This is a genomic window from Clostridia bacterium (genome assembly GCA_017394805.1).
Lineage (GTDB): Bacteria > Bacillota > Clostridia > Christensenellales > CAG-1252 > RUG14300.
In genome coordinates, this window is sequence record JAFPXC010000023.1 from 25,166 (window position 1) to 50,102 (window position 24,937).

Sequence of the window (24,937 nt, forward strand, 5' to 3'; positions counted from 1 at the left end):
ATGGGGCGTCGAAAACAAATTCGGCGCCCTTTTTCTTTGCATTGACAATCCGCTGTCGTCGGGGTATAATGGTTCTATGAATATTATCGAGTACGTTTCTCAATCTACGGATAGTTTCGCCGCTCGTCCGTTCGGCGAGGTGGACAGCCTGGTGCTTTCGCAGGCCGCGTATCTGCGCGTGGGTGAGTACGAGGGCGTGCGTTTGTGCGACTTGCACGACCTCGTAAAAGACCGTATGGCATCGATTGCCCCTGCACGTACGCAGGAAAACGAGGCGTTGCTCGCCGCGTTCGGTCGTTCGGTCCGCTACGAAGAGGTGCGTTTGGTCGCCCAAAACACCGTGTTCGACGTGGGCTCCAGCTGCCAATTCAGCGCGACCTTGTTCGCCATCGGCGATTTGTACTACTTCGCTTGCCGCGGCACGGACGGTACTCTCGTGGGGTGGAAAGAGGATTTGGACCTCATGTACAAAGAGGATATAGCCGCGCAAACGCACGCGTTGCGGTGGCTCAACCGTATGACGGGCAAGCGGCTCATCGTGGGCGGGCATTCCAAAGGGGGCAATTTGGCCGTGTACGCCGCCGCCTTTTGCGACCGCGCGGTGCAGGATAATATCGTGGCCGTGTACGACCACGACGGGCCGGGGTTTATGCCCACGGTGCTCACGCGCGACGGGTATCGGCGTATTTTGCCGCGCGTACATAAGACCGTGCCCGAAATGTGCGTCTTCGGCCATATGATGGTGGACGACGTGGCCTATACCATCATCAAATCGGACGGCAATAATATCTATCAGCATCTGTCTTTCACTTGGCAATGCACGCCCGAGGGCTACTTCGTGCTGGGCGAGGGGCTGACGGTCGGCTCGCAGATCGTGCGCGATATATGCGACAGCATCGTGCCCTCTATGACCATAGAGGAGCGCGAGACCTTCGTTACCATCGTCTACGAGGCGTTGCGCCACGCGGACGTGGACAAGGTGGGGGATATCGCTTCCGTCAAAGCCGTCGTCAAAGCCTTGCAGTACAATCGCAGTCTGCCCAAGCCGCTACGCGAGAAAATGGGGCATTGCGTACATCTGTTCCTTTCGGCGGCGTGGGGCAGCAGCGTGGCCGTTACCGAAGAATACGTCACGACCACCGTCAACGAGTGGCGCGTGCGCCGTCAGGAGAAAAAAGCGGGGAAGAGCGCGTCGCGCGAGGTCAAACCCCAAGACCGAGCGACCGAGGTCGAACCCGATTGTGCGCCCGACGAAATAACCGCGTTGCCACTGGTTTCGGCGGACTTGGCAAACCCCGACGATACGGAGAACTGAATATGAGTTTTTTCAAAAAAATCATCGCCCCCATCGTGCGCATTTCGGCCAACCTCGCGCAAGGCAACGGTCTTTCGCAAGACAGCAATTACGTGGAGGAAGGCTTCGCCCGCGTCGTGGACGCGTCCGCTTTGTTGCGCCGCGCCGCCGCAGAGGGGGTTGTATTGCTACGCAACGAGGGCGTTTTGCCCCTCGCGCCCAAGACGAAAGTGGCGATTTTCGGCCGCCATCAGGTGGATTGGTTCTACGTGGGCTATGGTTCGGGCGGGGACGTTAACGCGCCCTACGAGATAAACCTCTTGGACGCCGCCGAGGGTAGAATATCCTTGGACGTGCGTCTTGCCGAGCGCTATCGCAAGTGGTGCGCCTCGCGTGTGCACCGAGCGGACGAAGGCTGGTGGGGCGCTTGGCCTTATTCGCACCCCGAGATGGATATGGCGGAAAAGGACGTCGCGGCGTATGCCCAAGATAACGACGCGGCCGTGTACGTGTTGGGACGTGCGGCGGGCGAGGACAGGGAGAATACGCTCACCGAGGGCTCCTATTATCTCACCGCCAAAGAGCGGCGCCTGTTGTCCTTCGTCACCAAGCATTTCCGCAAGACCATCGTCGTCCTCGACACGGGCAACGTGGTGGATATGGCGTGGGTGGAGGAGTTTCAACCCTCCGCCGTATTGATGGCCTATTTCGGCGGGCAGGAGAGTTGCACGGCCTTGGTGGACGTGCTGACGGGCGCGGTGAATCCCTCGGGTAAATTGCCCGACACCATCGCGCGCCGCTACACCGACTATCCCTCGTCCGCGTGCTTCGGCGGCAAGGACTACAACGAGTACCGCGAGGATATTTACGTCGGGTATCGTTATTTTGAGACCTTTGCGCCCGATAAAGTGCTGTATCCCTTCGGCTTCGGGTTGTCCTATACGCGTTTCGAGTGGGAAGTGCTGGCGGCCGAGGCTTCGCAAGAGGGCGCCAAAGTCGCGGTGCGCGTCACCAACGCGGGCGAGTGCGCCGGCAAAGAGGTGATGCAACTCTACTTGGAAGCCCCGCAGGGGCGTATGGGCAAGAGTCGCCGCTCGTTGGTGGCGTTTGGCAAGACGCCGCTATTGGCGGCGGGTGAAAGCGCGACCTTGGAACTGGCGTGTTCGGGGTACTTGATGGCCTCTTTCGACGACGTGGGCAATACGCCTTTTGCCAATGCGTACGTCTTGGAAGGGGGCGTCTATCGGCTGTTCGTCGGCAATAGCGTGCGCTCCCTCGATTTGGCCGCGCGGTTCGAATTGTCCCATACCGTATGCCTCAAATCCGTGCAACCGGTGTGCGCGGTGGAGCATCCGTTCGACCGTCTGATCCCTCGCCAAAGGGGGAACGAATTGATACCCGCCTACGGGCAAGTGCCCAAGGGTGAGGTGGATATGAAAGCGCGGATAAAAGAGGATATGCCCGAAGAGGTCGAAAAGGGCGCGTCCTATTTGTGGACGGACGTGTTGGACGGCAAAGTCACAGTGGAAGATTTCGTCCACGGATTGGACCTCGCCGATTTGGAAGCGTTGACGCGCGGGCACGGCTTTATGCACAGCCCTTTGGGCGTGTCGGGCAACGGGGGCGTCATGGGCGGCGTCACGGAGGAGTTGCGCCTGTTGGGCTTCCCGCCCCTCGTTACGTCGGACGGCCCCAGCGGGCTACGGGTGCGGCGCTATTGCAATTTGCTGCCATGCGGCACGGCGCTGGCCGCGTCTTGGAACGAGGCGCTTGCCCGCGAGGTCTATCGCACGGTCGGTGAGGAGATGCGCGCCTACGGGGTGCATATCCTGCTGGGCGGCGGTATGAATATCCATCGCAATCCGCTTTGCGGGCGGAATTTCGAGTATATGAGCGAGGACCCCGTGCTGTCGGGCGTTATCGCGGCCGCTACGGTGGAGGGCGTGCAGGAGATGGGCGTCGCCGCGTGTATCAAGCATTTTTGCTGTAACAATCAGGAGTACAACCGCAACCGCAACGACAGCCGCTTGTCGCAACGGGCGTTGCGTGAGATATACCTCAAGGGCTTCGAGATCTGCGTGGAGTTGGCCGATCCGTGGACGGTGATGACCTCTTATAACCTCGTCAACGGCGTGTGGGCGCACTATCATTACGATTTGGCGACCACGATTTTGCGCAAGGAGTGGGGATATCGCGGGTTGATCATGACCGATTGGTGGATGCAACACGACCATAGTCACGAGTTTCCCGCCCTCTGTGACAACGCGTATCGCGTGCGTGCGGGTGTGGGCGTGTTTATGCCCGGCAGTTTTAACCGCATGGAGCGCGAGTATCGCGCGGACGGCAGCCTTTTGTCTACGTTGGGGCAGCCCGACGGCATTCGCCGCGCCGAGATAGAGCGCGCCGCTTTGCCGACGGCTTTGCTGGCCTATCGGCTGCGCGACGTGCTGAATGCGACGAAAAGCGAGTAAACGCCGAAAAAACGAGTAGGCGATAGGGGGGTCGAATGGGCCACCCTTTTTTGCGGGCGGTCGCGGGGTGGAACGGTTATCACGAAGGACCGCTATTGCATATAATGCTATATGCAACTGCAAGGATTGTTTACGGCACTCATTACCCCCTTTCGGGAGGGCGCGGTGGATCACGACGCCCTTTCGCGCCTCGTCGTCCGCGCCTCGGTGTACTCGGCGGCGTTCGTGGCGTTGGGGACTACCGCCGAGCCGTGCGCGCTGACGGAAGAAGAATGCGACGCCGTCTTGCGTACCGTCATGCGGTCTACGGCCAAACCCATCGTAGTGGGCGTGTCGGGCAATGATACTCGCACGGTCGTTAGGCGTGCCGAGCATTATCGGGAGATGGGCGCGAGTGCGCTTTTGTGCGTTACGCCCTATTATAACCGCTGTTCGGACGAGGGGCTCTTGGCGCACTATCGGGCGATTTGCGAGGCCGTGGACGTGCCGATCGTCCTCTACAATGTGCCCAAGCGGACGGGCGTGGACATATCGCCCGAAATGCTGGCGCGGCTACTATTGCTACCCCACGTGGTAGGGGTAAAAGAGGCCAACGCGGACGCTTGGGAGATATTGCACTATGCGTTGGTGTGCCGCGAATTGTCGCGGGCATTGGTCTGCGGCGAGGACGCGACGCTGCCCCTTTTCCGCGCCGTGGGGGCGGAATGCGCGATCTCGGCGGCCGCCAACGCCATCCCCGACGTGATGGAGCAGGGCCTCGTCGTGCCCCTCTCGGATATGCCGCGCTGGACGTCGCGCTATTTGCCTTTGGTCGAGCGCCTGTTTGGCGAAGTCAATCCCATTGCGGTCAAGCAAGCCTGTTTTCATCTGGGGCTGTGCGCCAACGAGTTGCGCTTGCCCCTCGCGCCTTCCGCCGACCGCGCGTTGCCGATTCTGCTCGAAAAAGCGGGCTTTTGTATAGTAAATCACTAAGAGCGGACTAAAAATCGCGTTTGCCTATTGACCTTCGGCGCGTCATAAGTTATACTATGATTAGCACAGTATATCGTGCGCATTTTTTCGCGCACGCGGAGGGATAGATGGCAAAGAAACACTTGCCCGAAAACGAAGATTTGTTCAGTATAGACACACCCGACGTGGACGGCGCCGACGGCGGCTGGGACGATTGGGACGACGTAGACGTGGTCGCACCCGCCCAAGAGGAAGTCGACGATGTGGACGTGGACGTGCCGACCGAGGAAGCCGAAGCGCCCGAAGTAAGCGCACAATCCGACGAAACGCCCGTCCAAGCGTACGACGTGGCCGAAGCGGAGAACGCGGATTTCGGTGACGAGGAATGGGACGACGAAGCGCCCGCCCAAGAGGTGGACGCGGATATTGCCGCGCCCGAAGAGGAAATCGCGGACGAAGTGGACGTTGACGTGGACGCGCCTGCTCAGGCGGAAGTTGCGGAAGAGACGGCCGCCGTCGAAGAGGCCGCCGCACCTGCCGAAGCCGTGCCCGAATACGAAGTGGAAGAGGCCGTGGACGAAGATTTCGGTGACGACGATTGGGGCGAGGACGAAGCGGTCGAAGCGATCGAAGAAGCACCCGAAGGGAAAGAAGAGGGCGAGAAAGCCATCGAGGACGAGCCGCAAGCCGATCTCGACGAGGAAGAACCCGCCGAGGAAAACGCCCAAGCGGAAGAGAAAGACGACGAGCCTGCGGGCGAGTTGCAGGTCTCCGACGAGGAATTGGCGGAGTTTTTGCCGCCCGAACAGCCCATGGAGGAAGCGTCCGCTCCCGTAGAGGAAGAAACGCCCCCCACGCCCGAGGAAGAAGAAGCCGCCCTCGACGAAGCGCTCGAAAAACCCGAGGAAGTCAAATCCGAAGAGGAAATAAGGCGCGAACAAGAGGAGTTGGAAGCCTACCGCGCCGCGATGGGCGAGAGTAACGCCGAGATGGCGGACGTGAGCGAGTACCGCACCTTCCGAAAGAAGACCAAGACCGAGAGCAAGTCTTCCGTGCCCAAGAAAAGCGACTTCGACTTGTTTGCCAACCGCTATAAAGTAAAGACCATGAACGCGATGGTCGCCGCTTCCGACCCCATCGTGTATTTCTACAACGCGTGCTTGCGCTCCGACGGCTCCATAATGGCGTTCAACGTGTACCAAGTGCTGCAAGACCGTTTCCTCGGCAAGATGGTGCCCCAACTCTTTACCGCCGTCGCCGAAAACAGCGCCAAAATCGAAGACCTCAACGAGGCCAATCTCATAGAGCAGATAAAGGTCTGCGCCGAGTTCCCCCAATACGACTTTATCGTCAGCATTTCGTCCCGTTTCTTCACCAAGCCCGTGTTGCTGGACAGATTGCTGAAACTCATTCCCGACGGGGGCGTGCCCAACCTCGTGTTTGCGTTCGACTGTACCTCGCTGGAAAGTATCGCCATCGCCGCCAAGACCGGTTTGGGCGCCGTGCACCAAAAGGGCGTGAAGATTTTGCTGGACAGCACCGAGAAGGTGACCATGACCGTGCTGAGCGAATTCGACTACGACTTTATCCGCATCGACTCCCGCTATTATGAAATCGGCAATCCGCGCGCCGAGGCCTATCTACGCCTGTTGCTGTCCCTTACCAAGGAGCAGGGCGTGTCCTCTATCGCCACGTTCTGCGACAGCGAGGACTTGTCCGAATATATGTTCTTTATGGGCGTAGACGCCATTCAGGGCAACGCGATCTCGCGTCCCATGCGCACCGTGCCCAACGCGGTGAAAGGTATAACGCTACTGCCCTCCATGCTCGACGCATAGCGAGGGCGCGGAATTGCGCGATTGAGCGGGCTGTCCGCTCACTCGTCGACGTCACGTACAAAAGTACGTTAGGCGTCGCCTCGCTCGTTTGTACACCCACTCATTCATCACAATTCCGCGCCATCTCCGGGATGGAATAGCGCGGTTTTTGTTTGTGTACGAAGCGCGGGCTGTCCGCTCGTGGAATAGAAATGGAACGTAACCGAAAACCCCCGCGTTTTGCGGGGGTTTTCGATACCAAACGATGAAAATAGACGATAAAGAAGGGCGATAATCGAGGGGAGAAAACGTGGGGGTTAGTCGAGCCCGCAGGCGGTCATAACGCCCAAGGTGGCGTAGCCTACGACGAGGCCGATGCCTATCATAATGGCGGTGACTACGAGATTGTGCTTGACCTCTTTGACGTTCTTGTAGAGAATCATCAAGCCCAAGCCCGCGTTGACGCACAAGCCGCCCACGCAAGCGCCGAAACTCAAGCCGCCCACCAAATAGAGTTCCGCCAAGATGACCGAGCCGGCACAGTTGGGGATAAGCCCCACCACCACGGCCAAAGCGGGCGCCGCGTAGCGGCTACTTTGCAAGAAAGCGGCCACGGCCTCTTCGCCCACGAAATGGAGAATGGTGCCCCATACCATGTTGACGACGAACACGTACGCGAATATTTTGAGGGAGTGGACGAGGGGGTGCAGAAGGTATTGGTGCCACTTGCTCTCCTTATCTTCCTCTTCCTCTATGTGGTGATGACAGCACCCCACGTGTACGACCTCTTCGCATTCGCATTCTTCCTCGTGGTGATGCACGGCCTCTTGCGAACGACGGTAAATGAGGTCGATAAGGTAGCCGAACGCCACCGCCGACACGAACTTGATGCCCAAAAGGGGCAATACCATCAATATTTTGTCGGGCGTGTCCGTCGCGCCCAAAAAGATGGGCAGGGCTTCGTCGCTGGTGGCTACGAAGATGGCGATGAGGGTGCCTAAGGTGATGTGTTTTTTGTGATAGAGATCCGCGCCGACTACGCTGAAACCGCATTGTGGAATGAGGCCGATGCCCGCGCCGATAAGGGGCGCGAAACGCCCCGCGTGCTCCATCTTGTGCGAAAACTTCGGCTCGAGAAAAGCCAAGAGGAGATATACTCCGAACACGATCGCCAACACGATGGCGCTGTCTTTCAATGCGTCCAAAAACACTTCCAGCATAAATTCACCTAAATTGTATTGTAGGGATTGTCATGCCTTTTGTCAACGAAATTGGGGCATTCGCGAATTTTTTTGTTAAAATACTTACCATATCCTATAGAGTGTGATATAATAATACGCGAAACGATAAATTCTTTCTTTATAAGGAGATGATATAATGATTAAAGTAGACGTAATTTCCGGGTTTTTGGGCGCCGGTAAGACGACGCTTATCAAAAAGATGTACGCGCACGCTTTCAAAAACGAGCAAGTAGTGCTCATCGAAAACGAATTCGGCAAAGTCGGCGTGGACGCCGCGTTTTTGCAGGAAGCGGGCATCGAAATCAAAGAAATCAATTCGGGCTGTATTTGCTGTACGCTGGTGGGCGACTTCAATCGTTCCTTGGAGGAAATCATCGAGCGCTTCCATCCGGACCGCGTCATTATCGAGCCGTCGGGCGTGGGCAAACTCAGCGATATCATCGAGTCTATTCACCGCTTCGGCGACGCGCTGACCTTGAATATCGTCGCCACCGTCGTGGACGCCAAGAAGTGCAAAAAACAAATGCGCAACTTCGGCGAATTCTATGTAGACCAAGTGAAACAGGCCAATACCGTGGTCATCAGCAAGGGCGACGTCGCGGGCGCGGAAGTCGTGCAAGAGGCGTACGACCTCGTCCGTTCGCTCAATCCCCGCGCCAATATCGTGACCACCGCCGTCACCGAGATGGAGGGCGACCGCTTGCTCGCGGTGCTGGAAGAGGACGCGTCCTTGATGGACGAATTGCTGGAAGAGGTGGTGGCCGCCGCAAAAGCGCATAAGCATCATCATCACCATCATCACGAGGACGAAGACGGCGAGGAATGCGAGTGTCACCATCATCACCACGATGAAGAGGAAGAGGAGGACGAGGAGCACCATCATCATCACGAGGACGAAGACGACGATGACGACGAAGAGTGCGAATGCCATCACCATCATCACGATGAAGACGAAGATGAAGAGGGTGAAGAGCATCATCACCATCACCACGACGACGATGACGACGAAGAGTGCGAATGCCATCATCATCACGATGATGATGACGATGACGACGAAGGCGAGGAGCACCATCATCACCATCACGGTCACGACGCCGACGAAGTGTTCGAGAGTTGGGGCGTGGAAACGGCCAAGTCCTACGCGAAGCCCGAATTGGAGGCCGCTCTGGAGGCGTTGTGCACGGACCGCTGCGGCAATATCTTACGTAGCAAGGGCATCGTGAAAGCGTCCGACCGCGAGGAGTGGTACTACTTCGATTTGGTGGCGGGTGATTACGAAATCCGTTTGGGCGCGCCCGACTACACGGGTCGTTTGTGCGTGATAGGCGCGGGACTCGATCGCGACGAAATCAAGGCGGTCTTTGCGCTATGAGTATTCCCCGTCAAGTACCCGTCATAGTGGTCAACGGCTTCTTGGAGAGCGGCAAGACCTTTTTCTTGAACGACGCGTGGCGCGAGGAGTTGTTTATCGACGCCTCGGCGCGGCAGGTGGTCGTGTCCTGCGAGGACGGCAATACCGAGTACGATCCGCGCCTCATGCGTATTAACCACGTCAGCGTGGTGCCGGTGGAAGAAGCGTCTCAACTGACCCCCGCTTTCTATCAGGATATCATCAAGCAGTATCGCCCCGACCTCATCTATATCGAGGCCAACGCCATGTGGGACATAGCGGCCTATCGCTTGCCCGAATGCTGTACGCTGGCGCAGCAGATCACGGTGGTTAACGCCGAATCTTTCCAAATGTATTTCAACAATATGCGGCAAAAGGTCGTGGATATGCTGAAAGACTCCGAAGTGGTGATCATGTATAATTGCGACGACGAAAAGGCCACCACCGTGTTGAAGCGCAACCTGCAACTCATCAATCCCAAGATGGGCTATCTGCTCTTTGACAGCGAAGGCAATTCGGTCAGTTTGGCCGACGACCTGCCCTACAAGGTGGACGGCGACTACGTCAACGTGGCCGATCTCGACTTCGGCATATTCTTTGTGGATTCCATCGAGAATCCCGAACGCTACGACGGCAAGACGGTGGAGATAACCGTGCACGCCGTACTGGATAAAACCATTCCCGACGGCTTCTTCGTGGGCGGCCGTCGCGTGATGACGTGCTGTGCCAACGACGTGGCTTTTTACTTCGTGCTGTGTCACAACGCCACGTCCGTCAAAGTGAACGACGGCGATTGGATACGCATGGCGGGCAGAGTGGGTTTCCACGAAATGGAGGGTGAACGACAAATCCTGATGGAGGTGCAGTCAATCACCAAATTGCCGCCCCGTGCGGACGACGAGACCATCGGCTTGGGCTGATGACTACGAAGTGAGTGTAATCGTATGCAAATAGAATCCATATCCCCTTCCGAAGTATATCAAGCGCTGGACACCTCGCCCGAAGGCCTTAGCCAAAGCGAAGTGAACGCGCGGTTGGAGCGAGACGGCTACAACCGCCTGGCGGGCGGCAAACGCGTCACGCCTTTGACGCGGTTTTTCAAGCAGTTTGCCAACGTGATGATCATCGTTTTGTTGGCGGCCGCCGCCGTGTCCGCCACCATTTCCATCGTGCAGAAAGAGTATGCGGATCTGTTCGAGGCGGGCATCATTCTCTTCATCGTCATAGCCAACGCCGTGGTGGGCGCCGTGCAGGAAGGGCGGGCGGAGAGCGCCTTGGACGCTTTGAAAAATCTCAATAAGCCCTATTGCAAAGTCATACGCGAGGGCGAAATACGGCGCATTAGACAGGAAGAAGTCGTTGTCGGCGACCTGGTGCTGCTCGAAGCGGGCGACATCGTGCCCGCCGATATGCGCCTTGTGGAGAGCGCTTCGCTCAAAATAGAGGAGTCCGCCTTGACGGGCGAGTCCGTGGCCGTCGAAAAGGACGCTACGGCTACGGTGGCCTCCGACGCGCCTATAGGCGATAGGCACAATATGGCCTTTTCTACGGGCGTGGTGCAGTACGGCAGAGGCAAAGGCGTGGTGACGGCGACGGGTATGCATACCGAGGTCGGCCATATCGCAGGAATGTTGCAGGAAGAGCAGAGCGAAACGCCCTTGCAACGCCAGTTGGCCAAGACCGCCAAGACGTTGAGTATCATCGTGCTGGCCGTGGCCGCGCTGATTTTCGTAGTGTCTGCCGTTCGTCCCCTCGCGTCGGGACAAAAGGCGGGGCTCGACGACTATATGCTGGCCTTTATGACCGCCGTGGCCATCGCCGTGGCCGCCATCCCCGAGGGCTTGCCCGCCGTGGTGACCATCGTGCTGGCCGTGGGATTGCAGAAGATGAGCAAGAAAAACGCCATCATTCGCCGATTGCCCGCCGTGGAGACGTTGGGCAGTTGCCAAGTGATCTGCACGGACAAAACGGGCACTTTGACCTTGAACAAAATGACCGTGCAGGCCTTTTATACGCCCGACCACGGCGTCGTCGCCGACCTGCCGCAAGGGGACGCCGAGCGCCTGTTGGTGCGCAGTATGAGCCTGTGCAACGATACCACCGTATCCGACGAAGGCGACCTGTTGGGCGACCCCACCGAGACGGCCCTGGTGGCCTATGCCACCCGCTACGGTTTGGAGTACGCCGCCGAACGGCGGGACTTCCCGCGTACGGACGAGATACCCTTCGACAGCGTGCGTAAGTTGATGACCACGGTGCACGACACGCCCCAAGGCAGTATGTGCTTTGTCAAGGGCGCGCCCGATATGCTGCTCAAACGCTGTACCCGCGTGCTCGTGGGCGGTAAAGTAATCGCATTGGACGACGAGGAACGCGCACGCTTTTTGGAGGCCAACGCTTCCCTCAACCGAGAGGCGCTGCGTACCTTGGGCGTCGCCTACAAGACGGGCGATCTGCAAGCGGACAGAAACGAGGATAACCTCGTGCTGTTGGGCTTGGTGGGTATGATCGATCCCCCGCGCGAGGAAGTGAAAGGCGCCGTCAAAGAGTGTATCGAGGCGGGTATGCGCCCCGTGATGATCACGGGAGACCACGCGGATACCGCCGTGGCCATCGCCCGCCGTATAGGGTTGTGGCAAGAGGGCGACCGCGCCGTGACGGGCGTGGAAATAGACGCGATGAGCGACGAGGAACTGGCCGCCCATATACGCGAAATATCGGTATTCGCCCGCGTAAGTCCCGAGAATAAAGTGCGCATCGTCAAGGCGTTCCAGACCATGGGCAACGTGGTGGCCATGACGGGCGACGGCGTAAACGACGCGCCCTCTATCAAAGCGGCGGATATCGGCGTGGGCATGGGCATCACGGGTACGGACGTATCCAAGGGCGCGGCGGATATGGTGCTGGCCGACGACAACTACGTCACCATCGTCACGGCCGTGGAAGAAGGGCGCAAGATATACGACAATATCAAAAAGTCGGTGCAGTTTTTGCTGTCGGCCAATATGGCCGAGGTGATGTGCCTGTTGGTCGTTACGCTCGTCGTCAGTAGCGTTTTGGGGCGTAACGTGGAGTTCTTGACGCCCGTGATGATACTGTGGGTCAACCTCGTCACCGACTCCTTGCCCGCCTTGGCTTTGGGCAGAGAAGAGGCGGAAGAGGGCATTATGAAGAGGCCCCCCCGCAAGGGCGGCAACAGCCTGTTTTCGGGCAAGATGGGCAGAGATATCTTCATACAGGCCTTTATGCAGGCCGCCGTGTGTTTGGCCGTCTATTGCGTGGCCGAGTTCGCTTTGCCGCGCGGTATCGCCGACCATACGGTCACTATGACTATGACCTTCGTGACCATTTGCTTCGTGCAACTGTTCCATGCCTTCAACCTGCGGCAGACGACGGACAGCCTGTTCCGTCACAATCCCTTCTCCAACAAAATGCTCGACTTGGGCTTGTTGGTGGGCGCGGCGTTGGTGTCCGTCGTAGTGCTCGTTCCGCCCCTTCATGTGGTGTTCCAGACCACCTCTTTGACGGCGGGCGAGTGGGGTATCAGTTTGGCCTTTGCTTTCGCCATTATTCCTATGGTTGAAATACAAAAACTCATTGAGCGCGTCGTCGCCAAAAGGAGAGCGGCATGAGTAGAAAAAAGATGAAGAATTTGCAGTTCGCCGTCATCGGTTTGGGCATTTTCGGTACTGAACTGGTCAAGACGTTGGCCAATAAAGGGTGCGAAGTGCTGGCCATTGACGCGGACGCCAACCGCATAGCCGAAGTCAGCGATTACGCCACCCATTGCGTCAACGCGGACGCTACGGACGAGCGCGTTTTGGAGCAGATCGGTCTGTCTTCTTTCGATAACGTCATTATCGGCATAGGCCGCAATATTCAGGCCTCCATTATGTGCACCCTGCTGTGCAAGGAAATGGGCGCCAAGAATATCACGGCCAAGGCCATCAACGACAACCACGCCGCCATCCTCACCAAGTTGGGCGTGGACAGAGTCATCGTGCCCGAGGCGGATTCGGCCGCCAAAACCGCCACGATGATCGCCTATCCCCAGATGAGCGATATGATAGAACTGACGGACGACCTGGCCATCGTGGAAATAGATATGCCCGCGTCCTGGAACGACAAGTCCATAGCGGAGTTGCGCATTCGGGAAAAGTACGGCGTGACCGTCATTTTTATCCTGCACGACGAGGGCAACGTGACGCCGTTGGGCACTACGGTCTGCCACGCGGGCAGTACGGTCGTGTTGGGCGGCCCGATGGATAAGTTGGAGACCTTGATGTCGAGGCTCGGGAGCAAATGATCAAGACGGTCTTGTTGGATATCGACGATACCATACTTGACTTCACCTTGGGCGAGCGGATGGCGATACGCCTGTCTTTTGAGCACTTCCGCCTGCCGTACGATCCCATCTACGCGTCCGTCTATCACGACGTCAACGAGGGGTGGTGGCGCCGCTACGAGGCGGGCAAGGCGACCGTTCAACAGGTCGTGGTCGAACGATTCGTGGACTTGTTCGGCAAAATCGGCAAGCCTATGCCCCTCAACTTCGCCTCGGTGTACGAGGAGAATCTGCGCGCGCAGCACGCGTATATTCGCGGCGCAAAAGGCTTCGTCGAGCGCTTGTCCCGCGCGTATGACGTGTACGCCGTATCCAACGGACGTACCGCGGTGCAGGAGAGAAGGCTAAGAGAAAGCGGACTCGTGGGGTTACTCAAAGACGTGTTCGTATCCGAGAATTTGGGGTATCATAAGCCCCAAAAGGCCTTTTTTGACGAGATCGCCAAGCGCATAGAGGGCTATACGCCCCAAACTACCGTTTTGGTAGGCAACAGCCTGACGAGCGATATCGCGGGGGGCAAAGAAGCGGGTGTGCATACCGTGTGGTACAACCGCGAACACCGCGCGCTCGAGGCGGGTTTCGCGCCCGATTTTACGTCGGACGATTACCACGAAATAGAGGCGTTTATACGCGGCGTTCGATAGGCGACCGTCGCGGCAATACGAGGGGGCATACCCCGATAAGGAGGAATTATGCTGTCGCAAATCAAGCACTACAACACCTTTTACGGCGTGGTATTGGCGTGTGCGATGCTGTCTAACGACGACTCGGACGCCTACCGCCGAGACGCTTCCGCCATCGTGGATTTCTATTGCCGCGCGCGGGGCGTGGACGAGGAGACCATCGCCGAGTGGAAGGCGTGTATCTTCGACGTGCTGGGCAAAGTGAGCGTCCTGGACGAGCGCTCGTTCGGCTACAACGACCGCGCCATCCGTAGGGAATACGAGGACGCGGATTTGCTGTACGACGTCAAGAGCGACGTCATCAGCGAGATTTCGTCGCAATACCGTCAGTCGGGCGCGCCTAACGCCATGTTCGTCAATCCCGCCTGGTTCGACTATTCGCATATCGTCGTATATCATCCCGCCGTCCGCTATCGGCAAATGCAATCAGCGGCTTCGTCGGGCTGGCGCGTGGCCGCAAGAGAAGTGGGATTGATGCGCGCTTTGGGCATCGGTTGCGAGCGTGATTATGCCGCCGCCAAACGCAAGTTTTTGCAATGCACCTATTGGTGCGATACGCCTTCGTGCATATTGCTGGCCTATTTGTGCCGTATGGAAGGCGACGAAGAGGGCGCTCGGCTGTACGGCGATCTCGCCACCTTGCTCAAGACCTATCTCAAAGAGGGGTTGACCGTAATACCCGCGGACGCGATGGCCCAATACGCGCCGCGTGCCGTCGTGATGTACGGTCAAATCGCCAGCATCTATCGAGATATTTGCTGTGACGGCAATCGCTATTCGATCGACTATTCCTTCGTGGAAGTGATGATGAGCGAGGATATCTCGGACAAACAAAAGATGGCCTATATCAACAACTACGGTCAAAAGACCTACAAGGAAGCCATCAATCCTTCGTTCGAAATCGTCAAGCCCATCGGCTTCAAGGGAGGCAATCATGGCGAATAACCGCATTAACGACAGCATTACCCAAGCGTACGTCGACAAATATATGGAGTGCGGCCGCAAGGTGTCCTATACCGAGTTGACCGACATGGACGGCGTGCGTACCTATTTTTATGACGAATTGCCCCAAACGGAGGCCGAGGGCTACCCCGTGGCCAGCGAGTTTTGGCTGGACGGGAAGTCGTACGATATGCAGGCGTTCGGCGCATTGTCCGAGGAAGATAAGCGGCGCTGCCGTCTGCGCTACTACTATATGCCTTTTTACCACGAGATCTATATTGGCACTACGGGTAGCGGCAAGACCACGGGTTGCGTGGAGCCGCAGTTGAGAGCCGTGTCTACCCAGCGCAATAAGCCCAACCTGTTCCTCACCGACCCCAAGGGCGAGTTGTTCGACCGCAACGCCGTCCACCTAAAGGAGCAGGGCTACCGCTTGTATATCCTCAATTTCAAGGAATTGGGGCGTTCGGACAGATGGAATCCCTTGTGGGAGATATACGACCTCAACCGCGAGGCCAACGAGTGTATGGGCAACGTGAAAGAGTGCGCTACCGCTTCGTTGCCCGCCGCGTGCAGGTTGGCGTGCCCCAAAGAGGGGTACGGGGCGACTTGTTTCGTCTATAAGGACAAGGCGTATCCTACCCGAGAAGAGGCCGACGCTGTGGCCAACTTCGACAAAGAGATATTGACGGTGGATATCGACAGCCGTATCAATCAGCTGGTCAATATGTTCATCACCGTGCAGACGGTCAAGGACCCCACGTGGGAGTACGGGGCGCAAGAGGCGCTGAAGGGTATTTTGTGCGCTATGCTCGAGGACTCGGTCGGCGACCCCGCTTTTACGCGCGAGATGATGTCCATCAAGACCATACAGGACTACTATTTGTCTTTGCACGACGTGATCGTTTCGTCGGACGGGGAGAATAAACTCAAAAATCACCCCTTGATGCGCGGCAAGTCTCCGCGCGTGCTGTCCAATCTGCACAGTATGTTCGACAACGCCCCGCGCACGATGCGGTCGTATTGCGGCGTATTCGATAACTGTATGCGCGAGTGGTTTTCGGGGCATATCCTGGCGCTCACTACGGGCAATACGGTCGAATTGCTGTCCGAGGACGACAGCCCCTTCGCTATCTTCGTGGTGACGCGCGATTATGAGAAAAGCGATTTCCAGGTCGCGGGGCTCTTTATCGATTGGGTGTACCGCAAGATGCTGGAAGCCTACGAGGCGGGGCGCACCAAGCGAAGTTTGCACTTTATGCTGGACGAGTTCGGCAATATCCCGCCCATTCGTAATTTCGAGAATAAGATCGCCACGGCGCGCAGCCGCAATATATGGTTTCATCTGGCCGTGCAGTCCTACAAGCAGATGGACGCCGTGTACGGCAAAGACCAATCCTGTATCATTCGGGATAACTGCAATTCGCAGGTGTTTTTGGGCTCGCAAAACTACGAAACGAAGGAGATTTTCTCCAAAGAATGCGGTATGCATTGCATACCAGACCTCGTGGGAATGTTCAACAACACGCATAGTATCAAGTGCGTGCCGTTGGTGCCTATGACGGACTTGGAGAGCCTGTCGGCGGGCGATACCATCATCAAACGGCTCAAATCTCCCGTGATATTCGGCAAGTATATTCGGTCGTACGTGGCGGGCGAGCAGGGCGCGTACGCGCATTTTACGGACGCCGTGGGGTTGGAGACCTTGACGCCTTCGCACTATTCGTCGTTCCTCGGCCCGCAGTACACCTATCCGCGCACCAAGCCGAACGCACAACTGCAACCCACGATTTCACGCACGTTCCGCTTTTAGCGGACGCGGGGTATAGAAAGGGCTGTTTCTCACTGGGAAACAGCCCTTTTTCGTCGCTATAATCAACGTATCTCGTTCTTTCGGGGCGTCCAAAACCCGACGAACGGTCGGATTTTTCCCGCGCGTGCGAACGGATTTCTCGCCCGTAAGGGATTATTTGCCGAAACACAGGTTGATAAAGGTGAGGGTGTCCATGTACACCTCGTCGCGGTTGGTCTCGCGCAATAGGTCGTGCCGCGCGTGGCGATAGACGCGCATAACGCACTTCTTTTTGCCCGCTTTTTGCAGGTGGGCGTGCAGTTTTTTGAGCCCCAAACCGTATTCGCACACGGGATCGCCGTCACCGCCCAACAAGAGAATGGGTAGGTCGGCGGGAATGGCGCGCATCCGCTTGGCGAAACTCGTCTTGGTGGCGCCGCGGTAAAAACTCTGCTCGAAGCCGAGGCTGAAAGAGAATTGCGCGCCGCAGTAGGCGTCGTTGACGTAGTTTTTGACCTCGTTTTTGTCGCGGCTGATCCAAGCGTAGCGGTTTTTCTCGGACAGGAAGGGTTTTTCGTACCGTTTGTAGCGGTATTTGTTGATGATGGTGGCGGGGTTGCGGCTGTCGATGAAGCCGATGAGCGTACTGCTGACTACGTTGCCGACGAAGGCCTTGGCGCCGTCGAACGCGTTGGGCGATAGCAGCACCGCGCCCATCACACTGTCCCCGTATTGCTCGGTGAAGGCCAAAGTGATGACCGCGCCGTAGCCCATACCCACCATGACGAGGGGTAGGCGGTAGCTGGACAAAGCGAAACTCACCAGTTGATGCAAGTCGTCCACCGTGTCGAAAAAACTGTCGCCCACCACTTCGCCGCGCTTGTCGTAGCCGCCCGCCGTCCTGCCGTGACCGCGGAGATCGGGCGCCAATACGAGGTAGCCGTTGGCGTTGAGGAAGTCGGCGTAGTCCGCAAGGCGTTTGCCGTAGTCGCCAGCGTCGTGCACCAAAACCACCACGCCGCGAGGCGCGTCCGCGTCTTCCCACGCCGTGCAGAAGATTTTGGTGCCTTTGTTTTCGTAGAAGAACTCTTGCATAGTCCTATTATATCAATAAAACCATATTTTTCAACTATTAATATGGATAAAAAGAGATTATTTCGCGCGTAAAGGCGAGGAATTGGGCGGGCGAGGTACTATTTTGGGCGAATTTCGCAAAGAATAGCAGTATGAATACCATCGTTTTGACGGGCGGCGGCACGGGCGGACACGTCATTCCCGCTTTGGCTTTGGTGCCCTATTTGCGCAAATATTTCTCGAATATCTACTTCGCGGGCGAGGCGGGCGGCGTGGAAGAGACCTTGGCCGCCAAGTGCGGCTTGCCCTTTTTGGGCGCGGAGACCATCAAGTTCGACCGCCGAAGGCTTCTCAGAAACCTCGCCGTGCCGCGCGTGCTGCACCGCTCGGCCGAAGTGATGGCGGCGAAACTGGGGGAGATAGGCTGTGGAATCGTGTTCTCGAAGGGCGGGTACTGCGCTTTGCCGACCGTGTTGGCGGCACACCGATTGGGGCTACCCATCGTCTGTCACGAGAGCGACCGCACCCTGGGGTTGGCCAATAGATTGACCTTGCACTATACCGACCACCTCGTCACCTCGTTCGCGGATACGCCCAAGGGAACGTGTATCGGGAACCCCATACGCGACGAGATATTGCGGGGGGATGAAAGGCGCGTGGCGCTTCCTATGCCCCAAGCGCCCGCGTTGCTGGTGGTGGGCGGCAGTATGGGCGCGGCCTTTCTCAACCGAACGGCGGCCGAATTGGCAGAAAGAATGACGGGGTGGAACGTCGTCAACGTGTACGGCAAAACGCCCGTCCCATGTGCGTGCGCCAATTACGTGGGCATACCCTTTACCGATCGCATAGCCGACTACTACGCCCGCTGTGACGTCGTGCTGTGCCGCGCGGGGGCCAACACGATGTTTGAGTTGGCGGCCCTCGGCAAGCCCACCGTCGCCGTGCCCTTGCCCAAAGGTACTTCGCGGGGCGACCAAGTGGCCAACGCGGCCTATTTCGCCGCCCGTTACGCGCATATAACCGCCATACCGCAAGAGAAAGCGACGATGGAAACCCTCGTCAGGGCGATAGAGGACAAAGCGGGTATTAGGGGTAGGAAGCGGGAAACTTCGTGGGGCGGAGGCCTGCCGACGGACGGTAGCGGACGGTCGGGGGCAAAGCCCGCTTACGCCTCGCCCAACGCCGCCATCGCCCGATACGTCTACGACGTATTTCTCGGTAGCATTTGACAAAACTCCGCAAAAATTGTGCAAAAAAAGGTTGCTAATCCTTGACAAAAAACGGGAAAGGGACTATAATGTTAGCAGTCAAGGAGGTAGAGTGCTAATTCCCTTCCTCGACCGATAAAAATATAGGAGGCAGTATTATGAATATCAAACCTTTATTTGACAAAATTTTGGTAAAACCCATCGAAGCCGAGACGGTGTCGGCCGGTGGTATCTATCTTAGCGGCGCCGCCAAAGAAAAACCCGCCTATGCTATCGTGCAAGCGGTGGGCGAGGGCGGCCTGGTCGACGGCAAAGAGGTCAAAATGGTCCTCAAAGTCGGCGATAAAGTCGTGTACGGCAAGTACGCCGGCAACGAAATCAAATTGGAAGGCGTCGAGTACGTGATTTTGCGCCAAAGCGACGTTTTGGCGGTTATCGAGGACTAATAGGGGAGCAGAAGGCTCCAAGGAGGTAGTAGTATGTCGAAAATGATTAAATACGGCGAGGAAGCACGCCGCGCATTGGAAACGGGCGTCAACGCATTGGCGGACACCGTAAAAATTACGCTGGGGCCCAAAGGCCGCAACGTCGTGTTGGAAAAGAAATTCGGGGCGCCCCTCATCACCAACGACGGCGTCACCATCGCCAAAGAGATAGAACTCGAAGATCCCTTCGAGAACTTGGGCGCGCAACTCATCCGCGAGGTCTCCGTCAAGACCAACGAAGTAGCGGGCGACGGTACCACCACGGCCGCCGTGTTGGCCGAGGCGATGATCCACGAGGGTATGAAGAATATCACCGCGGGAGCGAATCCCGTGTTGATCAAGAAGGGTATGGCCGCTATGACCGAGGCCGCCGTCAAGGAATTGGCCGCCATCAGCAAACCCATCTCGGACAAGAAGAGCATCAGCCAAGTCGCCGCTATTTCGGCGGGTGACGAGACCGTGGGCGAACTTATCTCCGAGGCCATGGAGAAGGTGGGTAAGGACGGCATCATCAATATCAACGACGGGCAGTCCATGAAGACCGAGTTGCACGTGGTGGACGGTATGAGTTTCGACCGCGGCTACGCCAGCCCCTACTTCGTCACCAACGGCGAGAAGATGTCCGTGGAAATGGAAGACGCGTATCTTCTTATCACGGATAAGAAGGTCAGCAATATTCAGGACATTTTGCCCTTGTTGGAGACCGTGAGCCGCAACGGCTTGCGTTTGGTCATCATCGCCGACGACGTGGAAGGCGAGGCGTTGAGCAACCTCGTGCTCAACAAGTTGAAGGGCGTGCTGAACGTGGTGGCCGTCAAAGCCCCCGGCTACGGCGACAAGCGTAAGGCGATGCTCGAAGATATCGCCATCATCACGGGCGGGCAGGTCATTTCGGCCGATTTCGGCTTGGAACTCACCGACGTGACCGTCAATATGCTGGGTCGTGCCAAGACCGTCAAGGTGGATAAGGACAACACCACCATCGTAGACGGTGCGGGCGACAAAGAGGCCATCAAAGGCAGAGTCGCCGCCTTGCGTGCACAGGCCGAGAACGAAACCAGCAATTATGAGAAAGAGAAATTGCAGGAGCGCATCGCCAAATTGGCGGGCGGCGTGGCCGATATCCGCGTGGGCGCCGCCACCGAGGTGGAAGCCAAAGAGAAGAAACTGCGCATCGAGGACGCTTTGAACGCCACCCGTGCCGCCGTGGAGGAAGGCATCGTGGCGGGCGGCGGTACCGCTTTGCTGTCCATCACTCCCGCCTTGAAGGCCGTGGCCGAAGGTATGCAGGGTGATGAGAAGACGGGCGCGTTGATTGTGCTACGCGCCTTGGAAGAACCCATCCGTCAAATCGTCGCCAACGCGGGAATGGAAGCCTCGGTCGTGGTGAACGAAGTGTTGAAGGGCATCGCCGCCAACGCCAACTACGGCTTCGACGCCTATCGCAACGAGTACCGCGATATGATCGAGGCGGGCATTATCGATCCTACCAAAGTGACGCGTTCGGCCCTGCAAAACGCCGCTTCGGTCGCGGGCACTTTGCTGACCACCGAAAGTTTGGTCGTCAGTAAACCCGAGCCGCCCGTGGCGCCCGCACAACCCCCGATGGACTATTGAGCGGGGCGTGAAATGCGCGTATAGCATTTCCGGCAATACGTAGTATTACAAAAATGCAACCCATGCGGGTTGCATTTTTTTGTTTGCGCGACTGGTTAGTCGAACGGTATCGAGCGCCGCTCGTTGAACGTTGGAGAAGAAAAGAACGAAAAGAAAAGAACGAAAAGAAAAGTCGAAAGAAGAATCGAAAGAAGAGTCGAAAGAATAAAAGGAAAGAAACGCAAAGAAAAGAAGAACAGAAGAGAGAACAAGAAGAGAAAAGAATAAAAGAGGAAAGAATAAAAGAGGAAAGAATAAAAGAGGAAAGAATAAAAGAGGAAAGAATAAAAGAGGAAAGAATAAAAGAGGAAAGAATAAAAAAGAGGGTTGCACGGGGCAACCCTCTTTGTGTGTTGAAAAAGGTGATTAGAAGGTCTTTTCGATGTATTTGACCAACTCGTTGAAGATGACGTCCAAGCCGTGCGCACCTGCGTCGGGGAAACCGATGCTGCGCTCGCCCACGGTACCGGCGCGGCCCAAGGTGGCTTTGTGCGTCTTGGTGGCCTCGGCGCCCTCGTGAGCGGCCTTGGCGCCTTTGCGCATACCTTCCAAGAGTTTGTCCCCCGCTTCGGCGGCGGCGGTCAAAGCGTCCGCGCAGGGTTTCAAAGCGTCGACCAAGGTCTTGTCGCCGACCACGGCGCCCTTGCCGAAACTCTTCTTGCCCGTCTCGTACACACCGCGGTTGGCTTCTTGGAACAAGAAGGCCAAATCCTTGAGGTCGATCTCTTGCTTGCCTGCCATGGCTTTGCCCGCGTACTTGAACGCGCTGCCCCAGATGGGACCGCTGGCGCCGCCGCAGTACTCTTTGATGATTTCGCTGCAGCTCGCGAGGAATTGACCGATGTCGCCTTTCTTGCGGGTGGCCCAATCGGCTTTGAGTTGTTTGAAGCCCTTGGCGATGCTCATACCGAAGTCGCCGTCACCCATTTGGTCCGCCTCGCAGAAGGGGACTTCGTTCTCGATGACGATGTCGGCGAATTTGTCTACGATTTGCACGAAAGCGGCGGTGTTGATGGTCTCGCCCACTTTGGGCTCGCCCGCTACTTCGTACACGGCGTTCTCTTCCTCTTCGACCTTGGCGGCGCCCGCTTTCTTGACGGGAGCGGCTTTGGCCTCGACGGGAGTGATATTGAGGGCTTTGGCGATGGCCTTCATGGCTTCCACAGCGGCCTCGGCTTGCGCGTCCATAGCGGCGCCCCAAGTCAAAGCGGGAGTGTTGACGGGATAGTCGACCAAGGCTTTGAGCTCGGCGTCTACCTTGAGCACGGTAATGGAGGCACCGGCCATGTCGATAGAGGTCATGTAGTTGCCCACGATGGTGCGATGAATGGCGATGCCGTCGGCCTCCAAGCACTTGGTGACCGAGTTGTTGAGAATGTACAACTCTTGCAGGGGGCTACCGCCGAAACCGTTGATGAGCAATACCACTTCGTCGCCTTTCTTGACGCCGAGGTCTTCCTCGAGGTCGGAGACGATGCGGCGGGATAAATCGTCCGCGAAGGTGCCCTTGCTGTAGTCGATCTTCTCACGGAAGCGGCCGGGCTCGCCGTGGATGCCCACGCCGAATTCCATCTCGTCGTCACCGATCTCGAAGGTGGGGTGACCGGCGGCGGGAACGGTGCAACTGGTGAAGGCGAAGCCGAAGCTACGCACGTTGGCGATGACCTTGTTGGCTACGGCTTTGACTTCGGCGAGGCTCTTGCCTTGCTCGGCGGCGGCGCCGGCGCACTTGTGCACCAACACGGTGCCCGCCACGCCGCGACGGCCTACGGTGTAGAGGCTGTCCTTGACGGCGATGTCGTCATTGACGTACACGGCGTCCACGTTGACGCCGTCCTCTTGCGCGTCGTACATGGCGTTGTTGAAGTTCATGCAGTCGCCCGAATAGTTCTTGATGATGAGCAATACGCCCTTGTCGGTGGCCACTTGCTTGATGGCGTTGTACACTTGCACTTGCGAGGGACTGGCGAATACGTCGCCGCAGACCGCGCAGTCCAACATACCTTTGCCGACGAAGCCCGCGTGGGCAGGCTCGTGACCCGAGCCACCGCCCGAAATCAGGCTGACTTTGTCGGGGTTGACGTCCACTTTCTTGACGATCTTAAATTTTTCCACAAACTCGAGTTCGGGATGTGCCTTGGCGAGGCCGTGACACATATCGTACACAAAAGTTTCGGGGGTGTTCATTATTTTTTTCATGCGACAAATCTCCTTATTTTGATATTGTGTAGGCGCACCCCGCGGGATGCGCCTACCTTTTTTACGCTTCGTTTGTAGTTATCAGTCCAAACCTTTGTAGTCGCGGCCGATCTTGTCGGCGGTCTTGATGGCGGCGATGACCATGTCGGGCGTGACTTTGAAGGGCATATTGTGAATGGACTCATCGGGGATGCAGGTCTTCTCGGCCACGGCCTTGAGTTCCTCGTCCGAAAGGGCGCTACGCAATACTTTGCCGGTCTTGTCGGTCATGAGGTCTTCCAAGCACATAGGCAGGCCCACGGTGTCGCAGAAGTCCAAGACCTCGAACAACTCTTCCTCGGGGGAGTTCTCGAGCACCAACTGGCACAGAGTACCGAAGGCGACGATCTCGCCGTGCATCTTGCAGGCGTGAATGTCGTGCACCACGGTCAAGCCGTCGTGAATGGCGTGAGCCGCTGCCAAGCCGCCCGACTCGAAGCCCAAGCCCGAAAGGAGAATGTTGGTCTCGACGATCTTCTCGAAGGCCTCGGTGACGGCGTGCTCTTTGCAGGCCATCATGGCCTTGTAGCCGTCGGAGATGAGGTTCTTGTAGCACAGCTCGCCGATGGCGGCGGCGGTGTGGGTGCCGTAGCCCAACAGAGTGCCTTTGGCACGGTTGGCGCCGCAGGGCAGACCCGCGTTGACGTTGGACACGCTCTTGAAGTTGGCGCGCGCCTCGAAGTAGGTGCTGAGGGCGTCGCCCATACCGCTGACCAAGAAGCGCACGGGAGCGTTGGCGATGACGTTGAGGTCAATCAGCACCACGCTGGGGCTTTGACGGAAATAAGCATAATCGTCGAACTCGTGGTCGTCGGTGTACAACACGGCGCTGTGAGAGGTGGGTGCGTCGGTCGCGGCGATGGTGGGGCAGATGATGAGGGGATTGCCGGCAGCCACGCACTTGGAAGTATCGATGGCTTTGCCGCCGCCCAAACCGATGGTGCAGGCGCACTTATTGGCCTTGGCGAACTCTTGCAATTTCTTGACGACGTTGCGGGAGCACTCGCCTTGGAAGATGTCGCCGCAGGGAACCAACTCGACGCCGTATTGCTTCTCGGTCTCGGCCAATTTGTCTTTTACCAAACCTAAGGCAAAGGGATCGGCAATCAACAACGCTTTCTTGCCGAAAGTCTTGACGAAGTAACCCAAATTGAGCAGTTCGTTTTCGCCTTGGACGTACTTGGTGGGACAGATAAATGCTTTTCTCATAGATAAATCTCCTTTATAAAGTTTTTCTGATATTTTGCCGCCTATTGCGACATTTTAATTATACCATAGGTTTTTGCCTTGTCAATAGGCATTTTTGCGTTTTCTACCCCTTTTGCCTATATAAATCCGCATTTTGGGGCG

Annotated in this window: 19 protein-coding genes; 15 read left to right on the forward strand and 4 right to left on the reverse strand. The window is 57.3% G+C overall.

Annotated elements, in window-relative coordinates; genetic code table 11:
- Nucleotides 1–76 precede the first annotated feature (76 nt).
- The 4 genes from II896_05895 (at nt 77) to II896_05910 (ending at nt 6,554) form a co-directional block, all read left to right on the forward strand.
- Complete coding sequence (locus tag II896_05895) at nt 77–1,315, forward strand: DUF2974 domain-containing protein (GenBank protein ID MBQ4444164.1); 1,239 nt, start codon at nt 77–79, stop codon at nt 1,313–1,315.
- A 2-nt stretch (nt 1,316–1,317) separates the two neighbouring features.
- Nucleotides 1,318–3,765 (forward strand): glycoside hydrolase family 3 protein, encoded by a 2,448-nt coding sequence (locus II896_05900; GenBank protein MBQ4444165.1) that lies wholly within the window; start codon nt 1,318–1,320, stop codon nt 3,763–3,765.
- Between the two features lie 111 nt (nt 3,766–3,876).
- The gene (gene dapA / locus II896_05905) at nt 3,877–4,737 is read left to right on the forward strand and encodes a 4-hydroxy-tetrahydrodipicolinate synthase (protein MBQ4444166.1); all 861 of its coding nucleotides are present in this window, start codon (nt 3,877–3,879) and stop codon (nt 4,735–4,737) included.
- A gap of 107 nt (nt 4,738–4,844) precedes the next feature.
- Complete coding sequence (locus II896_05910) at nt 4,845–6,554, forward strand: EAL domain-containing protein (GenBank protein ID MBQ4444167.1); 1,710 nt, start codon at nt 4,845–4,847, stop codon at nt 6,552–6,554.
- A 296-nt stretch (nt 6,555–6,850) separates the two neighbouring features.
- Here the strand turns inward: II896_05910 and II896_05915 are convergent, their stop codons facing one another.
- Nucleotides 6,851–7,753, reverse strand: a complete 903-nt coding sequence (locus tag II896_05915) for an arsenic efflux protein (GenBank protein ID MBQ4444168.1) — start codon at nt 7,751–7,753, stop codon at nt 6,851–6,853.
- A gap of 157 nt (nt 7,754–7,910) precedes the next feature.
- Here II896_05915 and II896_05920 point away from each other — a divergent pair, with 157 nt between their 5' ends.
- The 7 genes from II896_05920 to II896_05950 are packed head-to-tail and all read left to right on the forward strand — an operon-like array spanning nt 7,911 to nt 16,947.
- A complete protein-coding gene (locus tag II896_05920) occupies nt 7,911–9,146 on the forward strand; it encodes a GTP-binding protein (protein MBQ4444169.1) in 1,236 nt (411 codons plus the stop codon).
- Nucleotides 9,143–10,084: a hypothetical protein gene (locus tag II896_05925; GenBank protein ID MBQ4444170.1), complete on the forward strand. Its 942-nt coding sequence runs from the start codon at nt 9,143–9,145 to the stop codon at nt 10,082–10,084. The genes II896_05920 and II896_05925 overlap by 4 nt, the downstream gene beginning before the upstream one ends.
- Nucleotides 10,085–10,108: 24 nt before the next feature.
- A complete protein-coding gene (locus tag II896_05930) occupies nt 10,109–12,796 on the forward strand; it encodes a calcium-translocating P-type ATPase, PMCA-type (protein ID MBQ4444171.1) in 2,688 nt (895 codons plus the stop codon).
- Entirely contained in the window at nt 12,793–13,470 is a 678-nt protein-coding gene (locus II896_05935; GenBank protein ID MBQ4444172.1) for a TrkA family potassium uptake protein, read from the forward strand. The genes II896_05930 and II896_05935 overlap by 4 nt, the downstream gene beginning before the upstream one ends.
- Nucleotides 13,467–14,153, forward strand: coding sequence for a YjjG family noncanonical pyrimidine nucleotidase (locus II896_05940; GenBank protein ID MBQ4444173.1), 687 nt, complete (start codon nt 13,467–13,469; stop codon nt 14,151–14,153). Before II896_05935 ends, II896_05940 begins: the two co-directional genes overlap by 4 nt.
- A 48-nt stretch (nt 14,154–14,201) precedes the next feature.
- Nucleotides 14,202–15,137, forward strand: coding sequence for a hypothetical protein (locus II896_05945; protein MBQ4444174.1), 936 nt, complete (start codon nt 14,202–14,204; stop codon nt 15,135–15,137).
- Complete coding sequence (locus tag II896_05950; GenBank protein MBQ4444175.1) at nt 15,127–16,947, forward strand: type IV secretory system conjugative DNA transfer family protein; 1,821 nt, start codon at nt 15,127–15,129, stop codon at nt 16,945–16,947. The genes II896_05945 and II896_05950 overlap by 11 nt, the downstream gene beginning before the upstream one ends.
- 153 nt (nt 16,948–17,100) lie before the next feature.
- On the opposite strand, the gene II896_05955 is transcribed toward II896_05950, so the two are convergent.
- Nucleotides 17,101–18,021, reverse strand: a complete 921-nt coding sequence (locus II896_05955) for an alpha/beta hydrolase (GenBank protein ID MBQ4444176.1) — start codon at nt 18,019–18,021, stop codon at nt 17,101–17,103.
- 131 nt (nt 18,022–18,152) lie between these two features.
- Between II896_05955 and II896_05960 the strand changes: the two genes are divergently transcribed.
- The 4 genes from II896_05960 to II896_05975 all read left to right on the forward strand — a co-directional run bounded on the left by II896_05960 (nt 18,153) and on the right by II896_05975 (nt 21,741).
- A complete protein-coding gene (locus tag II896_05960; GenBank protein MBQ4444177.1) occupies nt 18,153–19,229 on the forward strand; it encodes a glycosyltransferase in 1,077 nt (358 codons plus the stop codon).
- Nucleotides 19,230–19,366: 137 nt separating this feature from the next.
- The gene (locus II896_05965) at nt 19,367–19,654 is read left to right on the forward strand and encodes a co-chaperone GroES (GenBank protein MBQ4444178.1); all 288 of its coding nucleotides are present in this window, start codon (nt 19,367–19,369) and stop codon (nt 19,652–19,654) included.
- 33 nt (nt 19,655–19,687) lie between these two features.
- Nucleotides 19,688–21,310: a chaperonin GroEL gene (groL, locus tag II896_05970; protein MBQ4444179.1), complete on the forward strand. Its 1,623-nt coding sequence runs from the start codon at nt 19,688–19,690 to the stop codon at nt 21,308–21,310.
- Nucleotides 21,311–21,363: 53 nt separating this feature from the next.
- The gene (locus II896_05975; protein ID MBQ4444180.1) at nt 21,364–21,741 is read left to right on the forward strand and encodes a hypothetical protein; all 378 of its coding nucleotides are present in this window, start codon (nt 21,364–21,366) and stop codon (nt 21,739–21,741) included.
- On the opposite strand, the gene dhaK is transcribed toward II896_05975, so the two are convergent.
- Complete coding sequence (gene dhaK, locus II896_05980; protein ID MBQ4444181.1) at nt 21,716–23,548, reverse strand: dihydroxyacetone kinase subunit DhaK; 1,833 nt, start codon at nt 23,546–23,548, stop codon at nt 21,716–21,718. The two genes, II896_05975 and dhaK, sit on opposite strands and share 26 nt — an antisense overlap.
- An 81-nt stretch (nt 23,549–23,629) precedes the next feature.
- Entirely contained in the window at nt 23,630–24,796 is a 1,167-nt protein-coding gene (locus II896_05985) for a glycerol dehydrogenase (protein MBQ4444182.1), read from the reverse strand.
- Between the last annotated feature and the right edge of the window lie 141 nt (nt 24,797–24,937).